Source organism: Staphylococcus sp. GDB9P120P, assembly GCF_017893435.1.
Classification (GTDB): Bacteria; Bacillota; Bacilli; order Staphylococcales; family Staphylococcaceae; genus Staphylococcus; species Staphylococcus cohnii.
The window spans coordinates 260,870-277,508 of sequence record NZ_JAESNB010000010.1 but is presented as its reverse complement, the minus strand read 5'-3'; the positions used below and the strand labels follow the sequence as shown (position 1 = coordinate 277,508).

The following is a 16,639-nucleotide window of genomic DNA, read 5'->3' as shown; positions in this document are numbered from 1 at the left end:
ACATGTAAAGCATAATTATATGGCTTACAGTTTTATTGATTGATTTTTTAGGGAAAATGCATTATAAAGGTACTGTATGGTACTTTTAACCTAAATAAATCATCTTCTCATGATGGTGAGAAACTGTCATGAGAGATAAATTTAACAATTAATTTTCTAACGAATAGGAGAGATTTTATAATGGCTAAAGAAAAATTCGATCGCTCAAAAGAACATGCCAATATTGGTACAATCGGACACGTTGACCATGGTAAAACTACTTTAACAGCTGCTATCGCAACTGTTTTAGCAAAAAATGGTGACTCTGTTGCACAATCATACGACATGATTGATAACGCTCCAGAAGAAAAAGAACGTGGTATCACAATCAATACTTCACACATCGAGTATACAACTGAAAAACGTCACTATGCTCACGTTGACTGCCCAGGACACGCTGACTATGTTAAAAACATGATCACTGGTGCTGCTCAAATGGACGGAGCTATCTTAGTAGTATCTGCTGCTGATGGCCCAATGCCACAAACTCGTGAACATATCCTTTTATCACGTAACGTTGGTGTTCCAGCATTAGTTGTATTCTTAAACAAAGTTGACATGGTTGACGATGAAGAATTATTAGAATTAGTAGAAATGGAAGTTCGTGACTTATTAAGCGAATATGACTTCCCAGGTGACGATGTACCTGTAATCTCTGGTTCAGCATTAAAAGCACTTGAAGGCGACGCTGACTATGAGCAAAAAATCTTAGACTTAATGCAAGCTGTTGATGACTTCATTCCAACACCAGAACGTGATTCTGACAAACCATTCATGATGCCAGTTGAGGACGTATTCTCAATCACTGGTCGTGGTACTGTTGCTACAGGCCGTGTTGAACGTGGTCAAATCAAAGTCGGTGAAGAAGTTGAAATCATCGGTATGCAAGAAGATTCAAGCAAAACAACTGTTACTGGTGTAGAAATGTTCCGTAAATTATTAGACTACGCTGAAGCTGGTGACAACATTGGTGCGTTATTACGTGGTGTTGCACGTGAAGACATCCAACGTGGTCAAGTTTTAGCTGCTCCTGGTTCAATTACACCACATACAAACTTTAAAGCGGAAGTTTACGTTTTATCAAAAGATGAAGGTGGCCGTCATACGCCATTCTTCAGTAACTACCGCCCACAATTCTATTTCCGTACTACTGACGTAACAGGTGTTGTTACTTTACCAGAAGGTACTGAAATGGTTATGCCTGGCGACAACGTAGAAATGGAAGTTGAATTAATTTCTCCAATCGCTATCGAAGACGGTACACGTTTCTCTATCCGTGAAGGTGGACGTACTGTTGGATCAGGCGTTGTAACTGAAATCTACAAATAAGATATTTTATCTTGATATAGATTTGAAGAGTCTCCAATTTTTGGAGGCTCTTTTTTATATTCGTGTTAATCTTTTTTAACTATTTATTAGAACAAATGAGGTCACCGTTCAAAAATTGAAATCTTTGGTTATAGAAAACGCCTTAGGCATTAAAAGCCTAAGGCGTTATTACATTTTCTAACTCTAATATTTTTAAAAACTGGCTGGCACTATATTTTAACGCTTTTTCATCAAGATTAAAATACGGACTATGATGTGGGTGTGTGGTACCTTTTTCAGGATTGCCGCAACCTGTTAAAAAGAATGCGCCAGGACGTACTTTTTGATAATGTGAAAAGTCTTCGCCAATCATCATTAATTCTGATTCGTTAAATCTTAAATTCATATCATTTGTAGCTTGTTTAACAATATCAAAACATTTTGGATTATTATGGACAGGTAAATAGCCTTTGATATAATCAAAATCATAAGTGATGTCGTTCGCAACAGCTAAGCCTTGTAAGAGCTTATCCATTTTGTGCATCACATGTGCTTGTACTTCTGTATCGAAAGTACGCACGGTGCCTTTACAAAATGCTACATCTGGAATGACATTATCTGCTGAACCAGACTGTACCATACCGAAGCTAATAACGGCTTGTTTTACGGGATCTATTGTTCTAGAAACAATCTTTTGTGCACTAATGATAAATTCAGCCATAATAACCACTGGATCGATTGTTTCGTGTGGTTTTGCACCGTGCCCACCTTGACCATGAATTGTTACATTGAATTCATCAGGAGAAGCCATCATTGCACCAGGACGAGAATAAATTGTGCCCGTAGGATAGCCACTCCACAAATGGTTTCCATATACTCTATCTACATTTTGTAAGCAACCATCATCAATCATTTCTTGTGAGCCACCCGGCATAATTTCCTCACCGTATTGGAAAATCAGTACGACATCACCATTTAATTTGTTTTTATGTGCTTCAATTATTTCAGCAACCGCTAATAATGTTGCGGTATGGCCATCATGTCCACATGCATGCATCGCACCAGGATTTTTAGACTTGTAATCCACCTCTGTTAATTCATTGATCGGTAAAGCATCAAAATCAGCACGCAATGCAATCGTTGGACCGTCTCCTTGTCCGCTAAATGTTGCGACGATGCCATTTCGTCCGACGGGTGAACGTACTTCACATGATAGTTGGCTGAGTTGATTTAGGATGTAGTCACGTGTGTGATACTCCTCAAATGATAATTCAGGATATTGATGCAAATAGCGACGAATTTGAATCATTCTGTTTTCCTTTTCTCTTGCTAGTTGAAACCAATCAAACAACTTCAACCCTTCTTCCTTAAAATGATTATTCTATTATATCATTTTAAATGACTTTACTGTAGAGACAATTATTATGACTTTAATTAAATTGCAGAAAACGCTTTAACGATTCGTGGGATTCTACTTTCCTGATACAAGAAAATGGGTTATGATAAGATTAAATAGTAGATAACTCAAAGGGGGATTTTCAGTGGTACAGTCATTACATGGCTTTTTAGATGAAAATATTCAGTATTTGAAAGAAAATGGACTTTATAACGAAATTGATACAATTGAAGGTGCGAATGGACCAGAGATTAAGATTAACGGGAAAAATTATGTCAATTTATCTTCAAATAACTATTTAGGACTTGCAACAGATGAAGATTTAAAACAAGCTGCTAAGGATGCTATTGATACACATGGTGTAGGTGCAGGTGCAGTAAGATCTATTAATGGTACATTAGACCTTCATGATGAATTGGAAGAAACACTTGCGAAATTTAAAGGTACAGAAGCTGCAATTGCATACCAATCAGGTTTTAATTGTAATATGGCAGCAATTTCAGCTGTTATGAATAAAAATGATGCTATTCTATCAGACGAATTAAACCACGCATCAATTATTGATGGATGTCGCTTATCTAAAGCGAAAATCATTCGTGTCAATCATTCAGATATGGATGATTTACGTGCTAAGGCAAAAGAAGCTGTTGAATCTGGACAATACAATAAAGTAATGTATATTACTGACGGTGTATTTAGTATGGATGGCGATGTTGCCAAATTACCAGAAATCGTAGAAATTGCAGAAGAGTTCGGTTTAATCACATATGTTGATGACGCACATGGCTCTGGTGTCATGGGTAATGGTGCAGGTACAGTGAAACATTTTGGCCTTCAAGACAAAATTGATTTCCAAATCGGTACATTATCTAAAGCGATTGGTGTTGTAGGTGGCTATGTAGCTGGTACACAATCATTAATCGATTGGTTGAAAGCACAATCAAGACCATTCTTATTCTCAACATCACTAGCGCCTGGTGATACAAAAGCCATCACTGAAGCTGTTAAGAAATTAATGGCATCAACAGAATTACACGATAAACTTTGGGAAAATGGTAATTACTTAAAAGATGGACTGAAAAAATTAGGTTTTGACATTGGTAATTCTGAATCACCAATTACACCAGTAATCATAGGTGACGAAAAAGAAACACAAGCATTTAGTAGTCGCTTAAAAGATGAAGGTATATATGTGAAATCTATCGTCTTTCCGACAGTGCCAAAAGGTACAGGTCGTGTTCGTAATATGCCTACAGCTGCACATACAAAAGAAATGCTTGATCAAGCATTAGCGGCATATGAAAAAGTAGGTAAAGAACTAGGTACAATTTAACGCTAACTAGCTAGATATTAAACGAATATAAATGAAGCAACAAACTGCTAGACCGCTTATGTCCTATTTGTATGGGTATGAGTTGTCTAGCTTTTTTGATATTAATCATTTTAATAGGGTATAGGTTTAACACTTATGAAAACATATACATAAATTACAATTTTTCTTGGGTTTAGGGTGATACAATAACAAAACTGATATTATTAAGAGGAAACTCTGGCAGTGGTAAAACGACCATTGCCCATAAATTGCAAAACACGTTAGGCAATGGTGTCATGCTCGTGGGTCAAGATGCAATAAGACGCCATATGTTAAATGTTCCTGATAGCCCTGGGAATTTATCAATTGAGCTAATAAAACACATTACTGCATATGGTATAGCGCATTGTGAATATGTTATTTTAGAAGGTATTTTCAATAAAGAAAAATATGGTAATATGTTACAGGGCATTATTTCAAGTGCTCATATTAAAAGTTATATTTATTATTTTGACTTACCTTATGCAGAAACTGTGAGAAGACATCACTCAAAAGCATATACCAATTTTAGTGCAGAAAAACTTGCAAGCTGGTTTGTTGAAAAAGATACATTAAATGTAAAAAATGAGAAATTGATTCCTGAAACGATGACACAAAATGATATACTCACGATGATCTTGAATGACCTAAATAATGAGTGAAAATCGTCATTAGCATCAGTTCATATTTTTAATAAATTAAAAGGTTGATTTTATGCCAAATGATGTTATAGTTTTGGGTGCTGACGCCTTATGTTAAGGGGTTTTTGAATGAAAAATAATTTAGGGTTGCAATTCACCACACAACGGCTTATCATTAGACCGTTAGAAGAAAATGATTATGAATCATGGTTGTCAGGATTTGTTAATCGTCATCCTGCGCAATACAAGCATGATAAGGGCCAAGTTGATATGTCAGATGCCACAGAACCATGGTTTGCAGCAATGGTTTCAAAGCATCAACAAGCTATTAAAGATGATGATTTGTATATATTCGGCATCTTTGATAAAACAGGACGTCATCTTGGCATGCTTAATATTAAAAATTTAAGCCGAGACCAATTTCAATGGGCTGAAATCGGTTATTTTATCCATAATCAATACTGGCATCAAGGGTATGCTTATGAAGCTTTAATAGAACTTGTGAAACAAACGAAAGAAACATTAAAGTTTCATAGAATAGAAGCACATATCAATTTGGATAATCAACCTTCTATTCAGTTAATTGAAAAATTAGGTTTTGAGTTTGAATGTATTCGAAAAGGATTTATTTTCGAACAAGGACAATGGACTGACAACTACGTGTATTATCTCAATACACATGACGAACCAATGGGATAGTAAATAAAAGGAAGGAGTGTCAACATGGTTGAATTTAGAGAGTTAACAATGGCTGACGAAACATTATATTGTGATTATATGAAAGAATGGATAGATCACGATGAAAAGGTAGTGCCTGAGATTACGAATATTACCAAGTATAATAATTTTGAAGAAATTGTTCATGCATTAGCAGACAACAAATCTAATGATGAAACAGTAGATAATACGACATTGTTTTTAATTGACGATGATAAGATTATTGGTGCTGCCAATATTCGCCATAATTTGAATGAAAAGCTAAAAATCATTGGCGGCCATGTTGGCTACGGTATTCGTAAGAGCTACCGAGGTAAAGGCTTTGGTAACAAAATCTTGAAAAAGTCATTAGATTATTTATCACGCATTGGTGTACAAGAAGCATTGATTACCTGTAAAAAAGATAATGAAGCCTCTGCAGCTGTCATCTTACACAATGGTGGAGAAGAAATAGAATCTTCAACATTAGATGATGGCACAATTGTCCGTCGCTTCCAGATAGAAATCGCATAAAAGAACATAATTATTAAAAGTTGCCAAGTAAGATATTGGCAACTTTTTTTATGCCTAAAATATTAAAAAATTGAAAAACTAATTCAAAAATGTAATATAACATAGATATAAATAAAATAATAATGTATAATTAGCAGAGTTTAGTTTATTTCGAAAATAACTTTTATTAAATTTAGGGAATTTTTAAAAGTAAAAAGATTAGGGAACGAAAGGTGAGAAAATGAATATTAATATATTGGGATACAATATCTTTGCCAAAGGAGGCACATCAAGAAGCAACATAAATTTAATAAAATCATTTTTGAAGAATGGTAATAATGTGAATTACTTTAATATATTAGATTTTGAAAGTGATGATATTACTCGTTTAATTATACATGAAGGCATAAATAGTAGTAATGTTCAGTTTTATAAATTTGATGATTTTATTAAAATTGCAACAGGAGATTTACTAATTATCACTAGAGAAGAATTATTTATTTATGCCAAAGAGATTAAGCAAAAAAACAAAAAGATTAAAATAATTGGTGAAATCCATGGCCCATTAGAGTATATAGATGACTCACTTGATTTAGGTTTAGAATATATTGATAGTATAAGAGTAAGTACTGATACTATAAAAGAAAAATTTATAGAGAAATACAAATATTATTCAGTTTTTTCTCAGTATGTGAATGCTGAACATATTGATCTCAAGAAAAAACCTATAAATACAAAAAGAAACTTTTTAATAAAAGCAAGGTTTGAAGATAATATTAAAGATATTTCTTATGTAATAAAATTAATAAACTATATAGTAAAAAACACGAGTAGAAATGATATACAACTGTATATAATAGGCTACGGCCCGTCAGAATTATTGTATAAGAATTTAGTTAAATATTATAATTTACAAAATAATGTTCATATTAATGAAAAAGAACCACTTAATTATATATACATTTCATCTTCGCCATATGAAACGTTAGGCTATTCAATATTAGAAACATTAGCTAGAGGTAATAGAGCACTTATTTATCCTGGTGATGATAATGTTTTAGAAGAAGTATATTCACAGTATAATGGTATTGAATTTCTGGAAAAGAACATTCGAAAAGATAGCGTGTTAATCACTTCAATATTAGACAGTAAATATACCAAGACAGCTCGAGAAGAAGATGTTCAGAAATTAAAAACCACATTTCTAAATTCAAATTATAGCAATGATTACGTTAATAATTTTAAAAATATTACCAATAGTAAAAATATGTCAAAAGAATTTTTCTTCAAAAATAAATATGGGGAAAAATTTGTGCTTAAATCAAGAGAAAAGAATGAATTAAAAAAATTAAACAAGAAAAAAGAACAATTTAAAAAAATGAAAGCTTTACCTATTTTAAACAAAATTTTTTCAAATAAGTATTTGAATAACAAATTAAAAGAACGTTATAAACGAAAAGAAACGACTTTGTATAAACAAAAGCTAAATGAAATCATTCCTCAAGAAAATAAAGTGTTCATTGAATCATTCCATGGTAATAATTTTAGCGGTGACCCAAAGTATTTAGCTTTAGGCATTAAAAAAACTATAAAGATAAAGAAATTTTTGTAAGTTCTACTAACTCACTTGTAGATATAGAAATTAGAAATCATGGATTTAAGCCGGTCAGATTTGGAAGTAGAGATTATATAGAAAAATTTAGAATGTCTAAATATATATTTATAAATGGTAACTCATGGGATAGAGTATATAAACATGAGGATCAAGTGTTTATTCAAACATGGCATGGTTTTCCTCTTAAAAAAATGGTTAGTGATTTGGGTGATGAAAAAGAAAGAAATTATCAGTTATCACAATTTAAACCAAGAATGTATAAATGGGATTATCTGATTACATCTTCAAATATAAATAGTATGCTGTTAAGTTCTGCATTTCAATTACACGATAATAACGAATTGAAAATATTGGAATATGGAGCTCCTAAAAATGAATATTTACTAAAATTTCAAACAGATGAAGAATGGAGAAGGTTACAAAGAAAATACCTATCCATGCAAGATTCGAATAAAAAATATATTTTATACTGTCCTACTTGGCGAAAGCACAAACGTAGTCAAGTGACTAGCATTGATTTAAAGCAATTATTAGCCTATTTACCAAATGAATATGAGATTATAGTTAAGCTACATCCAAATGAAAGTTCGTTAAGACCTCAATATAATAATTTAGATCATAGAATACATTGCTTTTATAATGAATTTGTAGATATACAAGAACTATACATTCTTTCAGATATTATGATTAGAGATTATTCATCAACAATTTTTGATTTTGCACATTTAAATAAACCAATATTGTTATTGCAGGAAGACACAGAAGATTATAACAATAGTGTTGGCTTTTATTTCAATATATTTGAATTAGGTGATTTTCCGATTGCATCATTAAATGAGTATAAATTAGCTTTACAGATAAAAAATATTAAAAAGATTGATTACTCTAAATTAATTAATAGGTTAATGAGTTTAGACAGTGATGATAGTACCTATAAAATATTAAACGAAATATTTTATAAGTAAAAATTAAATAAAAGGAATTGAACTTATGGATAATGGTTATATATATAAATTGAATGAAGAAATAATCTTTAATGGTGAGAAACGAATACTAATTGATACAGAAAGTAAATTTAATTATATAGAAATGGCAAGAAAAAATAATGAAATACATGCAAAGTACAAAGAATTATTAAAAAACGATTATATTTTATATTTTCATCAAGGTACAATATCAAAATTTTATAAAAGAACACATGCTGAGGAATTATTTCAGAGGAAAGATTTAATAAAATTCAACGAAATTTTTTATACTTTGGATAAACCTATAGATAGAAAAGTAAATAATGAAGTTCCTAAAAAACTTTTAGTAATATTTACTTGTATGCCAAATTTAAGTGATTATGATAGCTCGTTAATGCCTAAGAGAATGTTTCCAAAGTTTTTTAATGGAATAGAAAGAAATCTGGTTAAAAATGTATATACAATGAGAATAATGGATCTAAATGTGTCACATGGTTCACATTATATCAGTACATCAAACTATCCTGATTATGAAAAAGATATCCAGCTTTCAATTTTAAATTTAATAAAAAAATTGGATATAAAAAAAGAAAATGTTGTTCTTTATGGAGGATCTAAAGGTGGTACAGGTGCACTTTATCATGGAGCAGCGCTTGACTTGAAAACTTTAGCTGTTGATCCAATAGTAAATATTGGTGGGGCACTAGAACAAAATGATAGAAGGTTTATGAAGGGTTTGAGACAGGAAGATTTAGTACCGATAATTAATACAAGCTTAAAAGAAAGTAATCATTTTGAAAAACATATTATTTGTTGTGAAAATGTAAAATTATATTATGATCAAACAAATAGAATAGAAGAAAATCTAATAAATAAAATACGTATGAAAGATAATATGATTGTAAATCATCCTGATGTTTCAAGAAATAGTGTTCCTGAACAATTGATGTTACTAAATAAAATGTTACTAAATAAAAAATTCGATTAACTAAAAAAGCAAGTTTCATATTTGAAACTTGCTTTTTTATAATTTTTTTTAAACTAATTTTAAAAGTAAAGTAAAAATTCATATTTATGAAAACGCCAACATGAAATAAAAGACTTCGCAAAAAATTTCAAGTATAATTGTTTTTAATACTAGGTATTAATTTTAAAAAAGAAGTGAGGTTATAACATGTCAAAGGTCATTCAAGATATACATACAGCGTTTGAGCATTTAGATGATGGCATGACAGTGCTCGCCGGTGGTTTTGGACTATGCGGGATACCAGAGCATGCTATTGAAGCAATTCGGACAAAAGGTACAAAAGGGTTAACCGTAGTGAGTAATAACTGTGGTGTTGATGATTTTGGACTAGGTCGCTTACTAGAGAAAAAACAAATAGATAAAATGGTCAGCTCATATGTTGGTGAAAATAAAATATTTGAACAACAGCTGATTAATGGTGAGTTAGATGTAGCACTTACACCACAAGGTACGTTAGCTGAAAAACTACGTGCAGGAGGTGCGGGTATTCCAGCATTTTACACCAAAACAGGTGTGGGTACTTTAATTGCTGAAGGTAAAGAAACACGTGAATTTGACGGTGAAACGTACATTATGGAACGTGCCATTACAGGTGATTTTGGTATTGTGAAAGCTCAAAAAGCAGATACATTTGGTAATTTAGTATTTGAAAAAACAGCGCGTAATTTTAATCCTTTATGTGCCATGGCAGCTAAAACTACTGTCGTTGAAGTAGAAGAAATTGTTGAATTAGGTGAAATTGATCCAGATGATGTACATCTATCAGGTGTATATGTGGATTATATCTATCTAGGCAAGCATTTTGAAAAACGTATAGAAAAACGTACAGTGAAGGAGGCATAACATGGATAAACAAACACAGCGTAAGAAGATTATTCAACGTGCAGCACAAGAAATTCAAAGTGATATGGTGATTAATTTAGGTATTGGTATGCCAACGCTTGTAGCAAATGAGCTCAATGATCATGTGGAAAATGTTTTTTTCCAATCTGAAAATGGTTTGCTTGGTATTGGTCCATATCCTACTGAAGATGAGGTTGATCCTGACTTAATTAATGCAGGTAAAGAAACGGTTACTGCTGCTAAAGGTGCATCTTATTTTGACAATGCAGAATCATTTGCCATGATACGCGGGGGGCATATTGATTTAGCAATTCTTGGAGGCATGGAAGTTTCGGAAACAGGAGATTTAGCAAACTATATGATACCAGGCAAGCTAGTAAAAGGTATGGGCGGCGCTACGGATTTAGTAGTTGGTGCTCAGAAAGTAGTCGTTATCATGGATCATATGAATAAGCACGGTGAATCTAAAATAAAAGCAAAATGTGATTTGCCATTAACTGGCGCAGGTGTTGTTAACACGTTAATTACAGATTTAGCTGTTTTTAAATTTGAAGATAAAGTTATGAAATTGGTTGAACTTCAAGAAGGTGCCACACTTGAACAAGTACAAAAGTATACAGATGCTTATTTTGAAAATTGTTTGAATCGTTAGGTGTTTTTCGAGATGTCATACGATGTATTCCTAGATAGGCATTTGTTATATTAAAAAATTAATCTTTAGCCAAGCTTAAAATTCGGTTTAAGTATGTTATTGTAACATTATAGCTTGAATTGATTACAAAGGTGCGAAGATTGATATGAAGCAAAATGCAGAACTGAAAAGTATTGTTATTGCTATTATATTTGCAGCGGCTGCAGATGTGGTTCCTGATGGAATATTTCATAAAATATTGTTGCTAATGGGCATTTTAGCATTTATTTATATGTTGATTACACATTTAAAGTTTACGTTATATCATATTAAAATAGAAGATAATCAGCAACAAACATGGTTTAGTGTGAAAATGGATTATTGGTTGCTTTTTATTAAAAATATGGTGGCCATAACGCTATTATTAGCGATATATTGTGTGTCTGTGTATGTCAATAATCATATGGCTTGGATTATCATTCCTTTACTTATCGTTGGATTTATAGGATTAATCCTATTTGAAAATAAAATGGAAAAGAAGAGTAATATTTTAGAGTCAGAAAATGTAGAAGAATAGAGGTGGCTTATGCAATTTATTGATGCACATGAACAAGCAGAATTATTAAACATGGAAGAAGTCGTTGAAGCGGTCGCAGAATCTTTACAGGCCTATTCTGAAGGGAAAACGGATACTCCTTTACGTTATGTACTTCCTTTTAATGAAGATAATCGTTATCTGGTTATGCCGGCCCTATCTGATGAATTGAAAGTTGTGGGTCTTAAAACAGTAACAGTTGCACCTAACAATACAAAGATAGGTAAAAATACTATCGTCGGATCTGTTATATTATCTGATTATGAAACCGGTGAAACATTAGCTGTATTAGAAGGTTCATACTTAACCAAAATTCGTACAGGTGCAATTTCTGGCGTAGCTACAAAATACCTTGCCCGTGAAAATGCAGAAACATTATGTGTCATAGGCACAGGTGACCAAGCACAGGGATTAATTGAAGCTGTACTAGCTGTTAGAGATATCAAGCGTATTCAACTTTATAACAGAACATATCGTAAAGCTGTGACATTTGCAGAAACAGTACAACAGCAATATCAATCTGTAGATGTGACAGTGATGGAAAATGTTGATGATGCGATAGCCAATGCCGATGTTATTGTCACAGCAACCAACGCCACACAACCTATTTTTAATAAACCATTAGATGCTGGGGTGCATGTGAATGCTGTGGGCTCTTTTAAACCAGACATGCAAGAGTTACCTTCACACGCTATAGCCAATGCCGATAAAGTAGTTGTAGAAGCATCGGAAGCGGCGTTAGAAGAAACAGGAGATTTAATTACCCCTATGGATGAAGGTTTATTTGGAGAAAAAGATTTATATGGAGAATTAGGTGAAATCGTCGGTTCTAATTTAGCTGGACGTGAAAGTGATGATGAAATTACCGTTTTTAAATCTGTAGGTGTAGCCATTGTAGATATTATTGTTGCTAATTATTTTTATCAAAAAGCACAAGAAAACAATGATGCACTTTAAGTTATATAAGGTCGACAGAGTAAAATTTTGATAGTTTATAGTAAAATTCTTAAGCGTTTCGCCATATCGCTTTATAGTATAATGTAGGTATTATTTTATCCTTTAAAGGAAACTTATGGTGGAACGCTTTTTATGATAGTTTTCTAAGTTGAACGTTTTAAACACCATTTGCACTAATAGCAGAACATATTATAACTCATTTCATTTATTGGGGGAAAAGAATTTTTGCAAAGGGCATGGTTTTATTATTCAATTATTATTAAGTTTTTACCTCAATTTCTTTTGATTTGTTCTTCAAAATTGTTAAACTTGTATTAATATATAGAAAATGTTAATTAACTAAAATTATAATTTTATTTGTGATACTATTGCGTTTTTTTATAATAAAAGTTAGTTGTATGAAGTAATATATTTTATTAAAAGCATTGACGATAAATATCTTATGACTTGAATATATAGGAGGAGAAAAAATGAAAATACTAATTACAGGTGGTGCTGGATTTATTGGCTCACATTTAGCAGAACATTTTAATAATGATAATGAGGTGTTTATATTAGACAATTTAAGCACAGGCCATCGTTCGAATGTTAAATTTATAGATGATGCACATTTCATTGAAAATGATGTGGTTAATACATCTTTTGTGACATCATTAGTAGAGCAAGAACAATTTGATATTGTTATTCATTTAGCAGCAGTAGTTAGCGTTGTAGAAACAATAAATGATCCTATAAAGTCTCAATCTGTCAATATAAATGGTACATTGAATCTCTTAGAAGCCAATCGTCAATATAACCATAATTTGAAGAAGTTTATTTTTGCTTCATCAGCAGCTGTATATGGCAATACTGAGGGGTTGCCAAAACAAGTTGAAACATTTATCGATCCGGAATCACCTTATGCTGTCGAAAAATATGCTGGGGAACAATATACAAAAATTTACAATACGCTATACAACCTACCAACAACTGCTTTAAGATTCTTTAATATTTATGGACCGAGACAAGATCCTCATTCACCATACTCTGGTGTGTTATCTATTATAGATAAAAAATTTAAAAATAATGAAACATTCACATTTTTTGGGGATGGAGAACAAACAAGAGATTTTGTATACGTAAAAGACTTAGTGCAAGCGGTTTCGATCGTGATGTATAACGCAACAACGAATGGCCAAATATATAATTTAGCTACTGGTAAACAAATATCACTATTAGAAATTTTCGATAAATTCAAAATAGTTTATAATAAATCTATAGACTATCAGTTTGCTGAATCAAGAAGTGGGGACATCAAACATTCTTGTGCTGATATCAAAGGTTTAGAAGCGCTAGGATTTAAGCCACAATATGATATTGTGTCAGGTTTAACTGAATATATTAAATACTCGAATACAGATAAGATAAACTAAGGGGTGGAAGAATGATTGGTAAAACGAAAAAGTTTGTATTAAATCAAACGAAAAGAAAATTAAAATTCATTTCTGAACCATTGAAATTACAACTAAGAAGTAAGTACACAAAAAATATTATGCATTATGCAAATCTTTATAAAACGATTGAAGTAGATAACAAGCATATTTTGTATCAAGTTAGAGACGGACAAAGCATGACGGATAGTCCTTATGCGATATTTAAATATTTAATGAACCATCCGGATTATCAAAAATATATACATATTTGGGTCGTGGCATCTCAAAAAATGCAAAAAGCATTTTCTAAAAAATATAGTAAATATAAAAATGTAAAATTTATTGTAAAAGAAAGTGAAGACTATTTACATTATTTAACAAAGTGTAAATATCTTATTAATAATGCGACATTTCCAACGTATTTTACGAAAAAGCCAAATCAGATATATGTAAACACTTGGCATGGTACGCCATTAAAGGCAATGGGTTTAGATATCAATCAAAATTTATTAGAATCACAAAATACAATTCGCAATTTTTTAAGTTCTGATTATATCATTTCACCTAACCAACATACGACAGATATTTTTAAAAAAGCATTTAAATTAGACGGTTTAAACGATGAAGCAATTTTAGAAATTGGTTATCCTAGAATAGATGCTACATTAAATGCACAGTCAAAAGAAGTTATACAAAAATTAAAAAAACAAGGCATTAAATTAACAGATGCACCGATTTTACTCTTTTCACCAACGTGGCGTGGCCAAACAGTGAGTTCACCAGAAGATAATATTGAAGAAATTGAAGCGCTGATTGAAGCATTAAATAAACAAACACGTTACCAAGTATTATTAAAAGTGCATCCGTTTATTTATAAAAAAGCAGTAGGTAATAAAAAATTAAAGAAATACTTAGTAGAGGATACATTTGATACGAATGAATTACTCAGTATTGTTGATTTGCTCGTAACTGATTATTCAAGTATCTTTTTTGATTATTTAGTTACAGATAAACCTATAATTTTTTATACACCTGATTATAAAGCCTATGAAGAAGACAGAGGATTTTATCTTTCTGTGGATAGTCTCCCAGGGCCAAGTGTACACTCAATTGAAGCATTGGTAGCTACTGTCAAAGAATCACAAAATATGTTAGCGCAATATCAAGGAAACTATCAAAAATATAAACAAAAATTTGTGAATTATGATGATGGTCAAGTCACGGAAAGAGTCGTCAACCAAGTGTTTCATCACGACGCACCCAAAAAAGGTGATCAAAATAATAGAAAAGAGCGTATTTTAATATATCCGGGTGGTATGAAACCTAATGGCATAACAACATCGATTCTAAATTTATTAGAAAATGTTGATTATGATAGATATGATATTACAGTTTACCTTGGATTTAATAGAAATAAAGACGTCATAGATAATTTATATAGCTTAAATGACAATGTGAGAGTTATTTTAAGAAGAGGCCCATTGTTAGCCAACACTTCAGAATACTATCGTAATCTATTGGTTCGCAATAGAGGTATCAAATCGAAAATTGAAGAAAAAATTTATCCTGAAGCAATGTATCAACGCGAATTTAGAAAAGTGTTTGGTAATTCAGAGTTTGATGTAGTTATGGATTTTAGTGGTTATGCGATGTTTTGGTCTGAAATCTTGTTAGCAAGTAATGCTAAAAGAAAATTAATCTACTTACACAGTGATATGAAAATGGATATGGAGCGTAAAGTGAACGGTGTGAGACCACATTATGCCAATTTAAAAGGTGTAATGTCCTTGTATCCTTATTATGATAAGCTCGTAAGTGTTTCTGAAGTGACCAAGCAAGAAAATGTTAAAAAAATAGCAAATAGAAAAACAAAAGAAAAATTTAAATCATCGATGAATACAATTAATTTGGATAGAATTTATAATTTGGTGGATGAAGATAATGATATCTTTATGAAAAATGGTGAGCGTGTCATCGTTAGAGAACAGGATAAGCAAATTACAAGCGTGCCATTCCATAAAGCTGATTTTAAAGTGATGACTATGGGAAGATTATCACCTGAAAAAGGATTTGATAATTTAATTCAAGCGTTTAGCGGTGTCGTGGAAGCAAATCCTAATGCGAAATTATATATTTTAGGAGATGGTCCACTCAAAAACCAATTAAGTAAGTTAATTGACTCATTAGATTTATCAGAACATGTATTTTTAATGGGGCAAAAAAGAAACCCATTTAATATTATGAGAGACTGTGATTTATTTGTTTTACCATCTTATTACGAAGGACAATCAATGGTCTTATTAGAAGCGTTAACTGTAGGCATAGATATTTTGGCATCAGATATACCAGCCAATCAATATGTCCTTGACTATGGTAAATACGGTATGTTGAGTTTTAACGATGCTGAATCATTACAAACAAGCATACAACAGTTTATTAATAAGGAAACACCTGCTTATGCTAAATTTGATCCGGAGTTATATAATAAAGAAGCAATTGAACAATTTTATCATTTATTAGATGATTAAAATATCAAATAACTAAGGGATGAGCAATAATGCTCAAGCCCAAAATAAAGGACGCATCCATATGAAGTGGATGCGTCCTTTATATATTTAAAATCGTTCGATTTATACTGGCTTGTTAATTT

General features: G+C 31.7%; 13 protein-coding genes and 1 pseudogene. 13 read left to right on the top strand and 1 reads right to left on the bottom strand.

What is annotated here, in order from left to right; translation table 11 throughout:
• Positions 1–180: 180 nt before the first annotated feature.
• The gene (gene tuf, locus KA856_RS12165) at positions 181–1,368 is read left to right on the top strand and encodes an elongation factor Tu (RefSeq protein ID WP_064264070.1); all 1,188 of its coding nucleotides are present in this window, start codon (positions 181–183) and stop codon (positions 1,366–1,368) included.
• A gap of 157 nt (positions 1,369–1,525) precedes the next feature.
• Here tuf and KA856_RS12160 read toward each other — a convergent pair whose 3' ends face one another.
• Complete coding sequence (locus KA856_RS12160; RefSeq protein ID WP_107385929.1) at positions 1,526–2,698, bottom strand: M20 family metallopeptidase; 1,173 nt, start codon at positions 2,696–2,698, stop codon at positions 1,526–1,528.
• Positions 2,699–2,888: 190 nt separating this feature from the next.
• Between KA856_RS12160 and KA856_RS12155 the strand changes: the two genes are divergently transcribed.
• The 12 genes and pseudogenes from KA856_RS12155 (at position 2,889) to KA856_RS12100 (ending at position 16,517) form a co-directional block, all read left to right on the top strand.
• On the top strand, positions 2,889–4,076 hold the full coding sequence (locus KA856_RS12155; RefSeq protein ID WP_107385930.1) for a glycine C-acetyltransferase: 1,188 nt from the start codon (positions 2,889–2,891) through the stop codon (positions 4,074–4,076).
• Between the two features lie 185 nt (positions 4,077–4,261).
• A complete protein-coding gene (locus KA856_RS12150; RefSeq protein WP_107385931.1) occupies positions 4,262–4,756 on the top strand; it encodes an AAA family ATPase in 495 nt (164 codons plus the stop codon).
• A gap of 108 nt (positions 4,757–4,864) precedes the next feature.
• Positions 4,865–5,434, top strand: a complete 570-nt coding sequence (locus KA856_RS12145; protein ID WP_181187644.1) for a GNAT family N-acetyltransferase — start codon at positions 4,865–4,867, stop codon at positions 5,432–5,434.
• Positions 5,435–5,458: 24 nt separating this feature from the next.
• Positions 5,459–5,965 (top strand): GNAT family N-acetyltransferase, encoded by a 507-nt coding sequence (locus tag KA856_RS12140; RefSeq protein WP_107385933.1) that lies wholly within the window; start codon positions 5,459–5,461, stop codon positions 5,963–5,965.
• 220 nt (positions 5,966–6,185) lie between these two features.
• Positions 6,186–8,524 (top strand): annotated as a pseudogene (locus tag KA856_RS14070) (CDP-glycerol glycerophosphotransferase family protein).
• A gap of 25 nt (positions 8,525–8,549) precedes the next feature.
• Positions 8,550–9,512 carry an accessory Sec system protein Asp2 gene (locus KA856_RS12130; RefSeq protein WP_107385852.1) on the top strand — a complete coding sequence of 321 codons (963 nt, stop codon included), beginning with the start codon at positions 8,550–8,552 and terminating at the stop codon, positions 9,510–9,512.
• Between the two features lie 186 nt (positions 9,513–9,698).
• Complete coding sequence (locus tag KA856_RS12125; protein WP_107385851.1) at positions 9,699–10,394, top strand: CoA transferase subunit A; 696 nt, start codon at positions 9,699–9,701, stop codon at positions 10,392–10,394.
• A 1-nt stretch (position 10,395) separates the two neighbouring features.
• On the top strand, positions 10,396–11,046 hold the full coding sequence (locus KA856_RS12120) for a 3-oxoacid CoA-transferase subunit B (protein WP_210138741.1): 651 nt from the start codon (positions 10,396–10,398) through the stop codon (positions 11,044–11,046).
• A gap of 145 nt (positions 11,047–11,191) precedes the next feature.
• Positions 11,192–11,602: a hypothetical protein gene (locus tag KA856_RS12115; protein ID WP_107385849.1), complete on the top strand. Its 411-nt coding sequence runs from the start codon at positions 11,192–11,194 to the stop codon at positions 11,600–11,602.
• 9 nt (positions 11,603–11,611) lie between these two features.
• The gene (locus KA856_RS12110; RefSeq protein ID WP_107385848.1) at positions 11,612–12,577 is read left to right on the top strand and encodes an ornithine cyclodeaminase family protein; all 966 of its coding nucleotides are present in this window, start codon (positions 11,612–11,614) and stop codon (positions 12,575–12,577) included.
• A gap of 470 nt (positions 12,578–13,047) precedes the next feature.
• Entirely contained in the window at positions 13,048–13,989 is a 942-nt protein-coding gene (locus KA856_RS12105; protein WP_107385847.1) for an NAD-dependent epimerase/dehydratase family protein, read from the top strand.
• Positions 13,990–14,000: 11 nt separating this feature from the next.
• A complete protein-coding gene (locus tag KA856_RS12100; RefSeq protein WP_107504782.1) occupies positions 14,001–16,517 on the top strand; it encodes a glycosyltransferase in 2,517 nt (838 codons plus the stop codon).
• The last annotated feature ends 122 nt before the right edge of the window (positions 16,518–16,639 follow it).

Bases quoted from the DNA above. Each gene is read 5' to 3' on its own strand.
- KA856_RS12100 (WP_107504782.1), top strand. From the start codon at position 14,001: ATGATTGGTAAAACGAAAAAGTTTGTATTAAATCAAACGAAAAGAAAA.
- KA856_RS12125 (WP_107385851.1), top strand. From the start codon at position 9,699: ATGTCAAAGGTCATTCAAGATATACATACAGCGTTTGAGCATTTAGAT.
- KA856_RS12110 (WP_107385848.1), top strand. From the start codon at position 11,612: ATGCAATTTATTGATGCACATGAACAAGCAGAATTATTAAACATGGAA.
- KA856_RS12120 (WP_210138741.1), top strand. From the start codon at position 10,396: ATGGATAAACAAACACAGCGTAAGAAGATTATTCAACGTGCAGCACAA.
- KA856_RS12130 (WP_107385852.1), top strand. From the start codon at position 8,550: ATGGATAATGGTTATATATATAAATTGAATGAAGAAATAATCTTTAAT.
- KA856_RS12115 (WP_107385849.1), top strand. From the start codon at position 11,192: ATGAAGCAAAATGCAGAACTGAAAAGTATTGTTATTGCTATTATATTT.
- KA856_RS12145 (WP_181187644.1), top strand. From the start codon at position 4,865: ATGAAAAATAATTTAGGGTTGCAATTCACCACACAACGGCTTATCATT.
- KA856_RS12105 (WP_107385847.1), top strand. From the start codon at position 13,048: ATGAAAATACTAATTACAGGTGGTGCTGGATTTATTGGCTCACATTTA.
- KA856_RS12140 (WP_107385933.1), top strand. From the start codon at position 5,459: ATGGTTGAATTTAGAGAGTTAACAATGGCTGACGAAACATTATATTGT.
- tuf (WP_064264070.1), top strand. From the start codon at position 181: ATGGCTAAAGAAAAATTCGATCGCTCAAAAGAACATGCCAATATTGGT.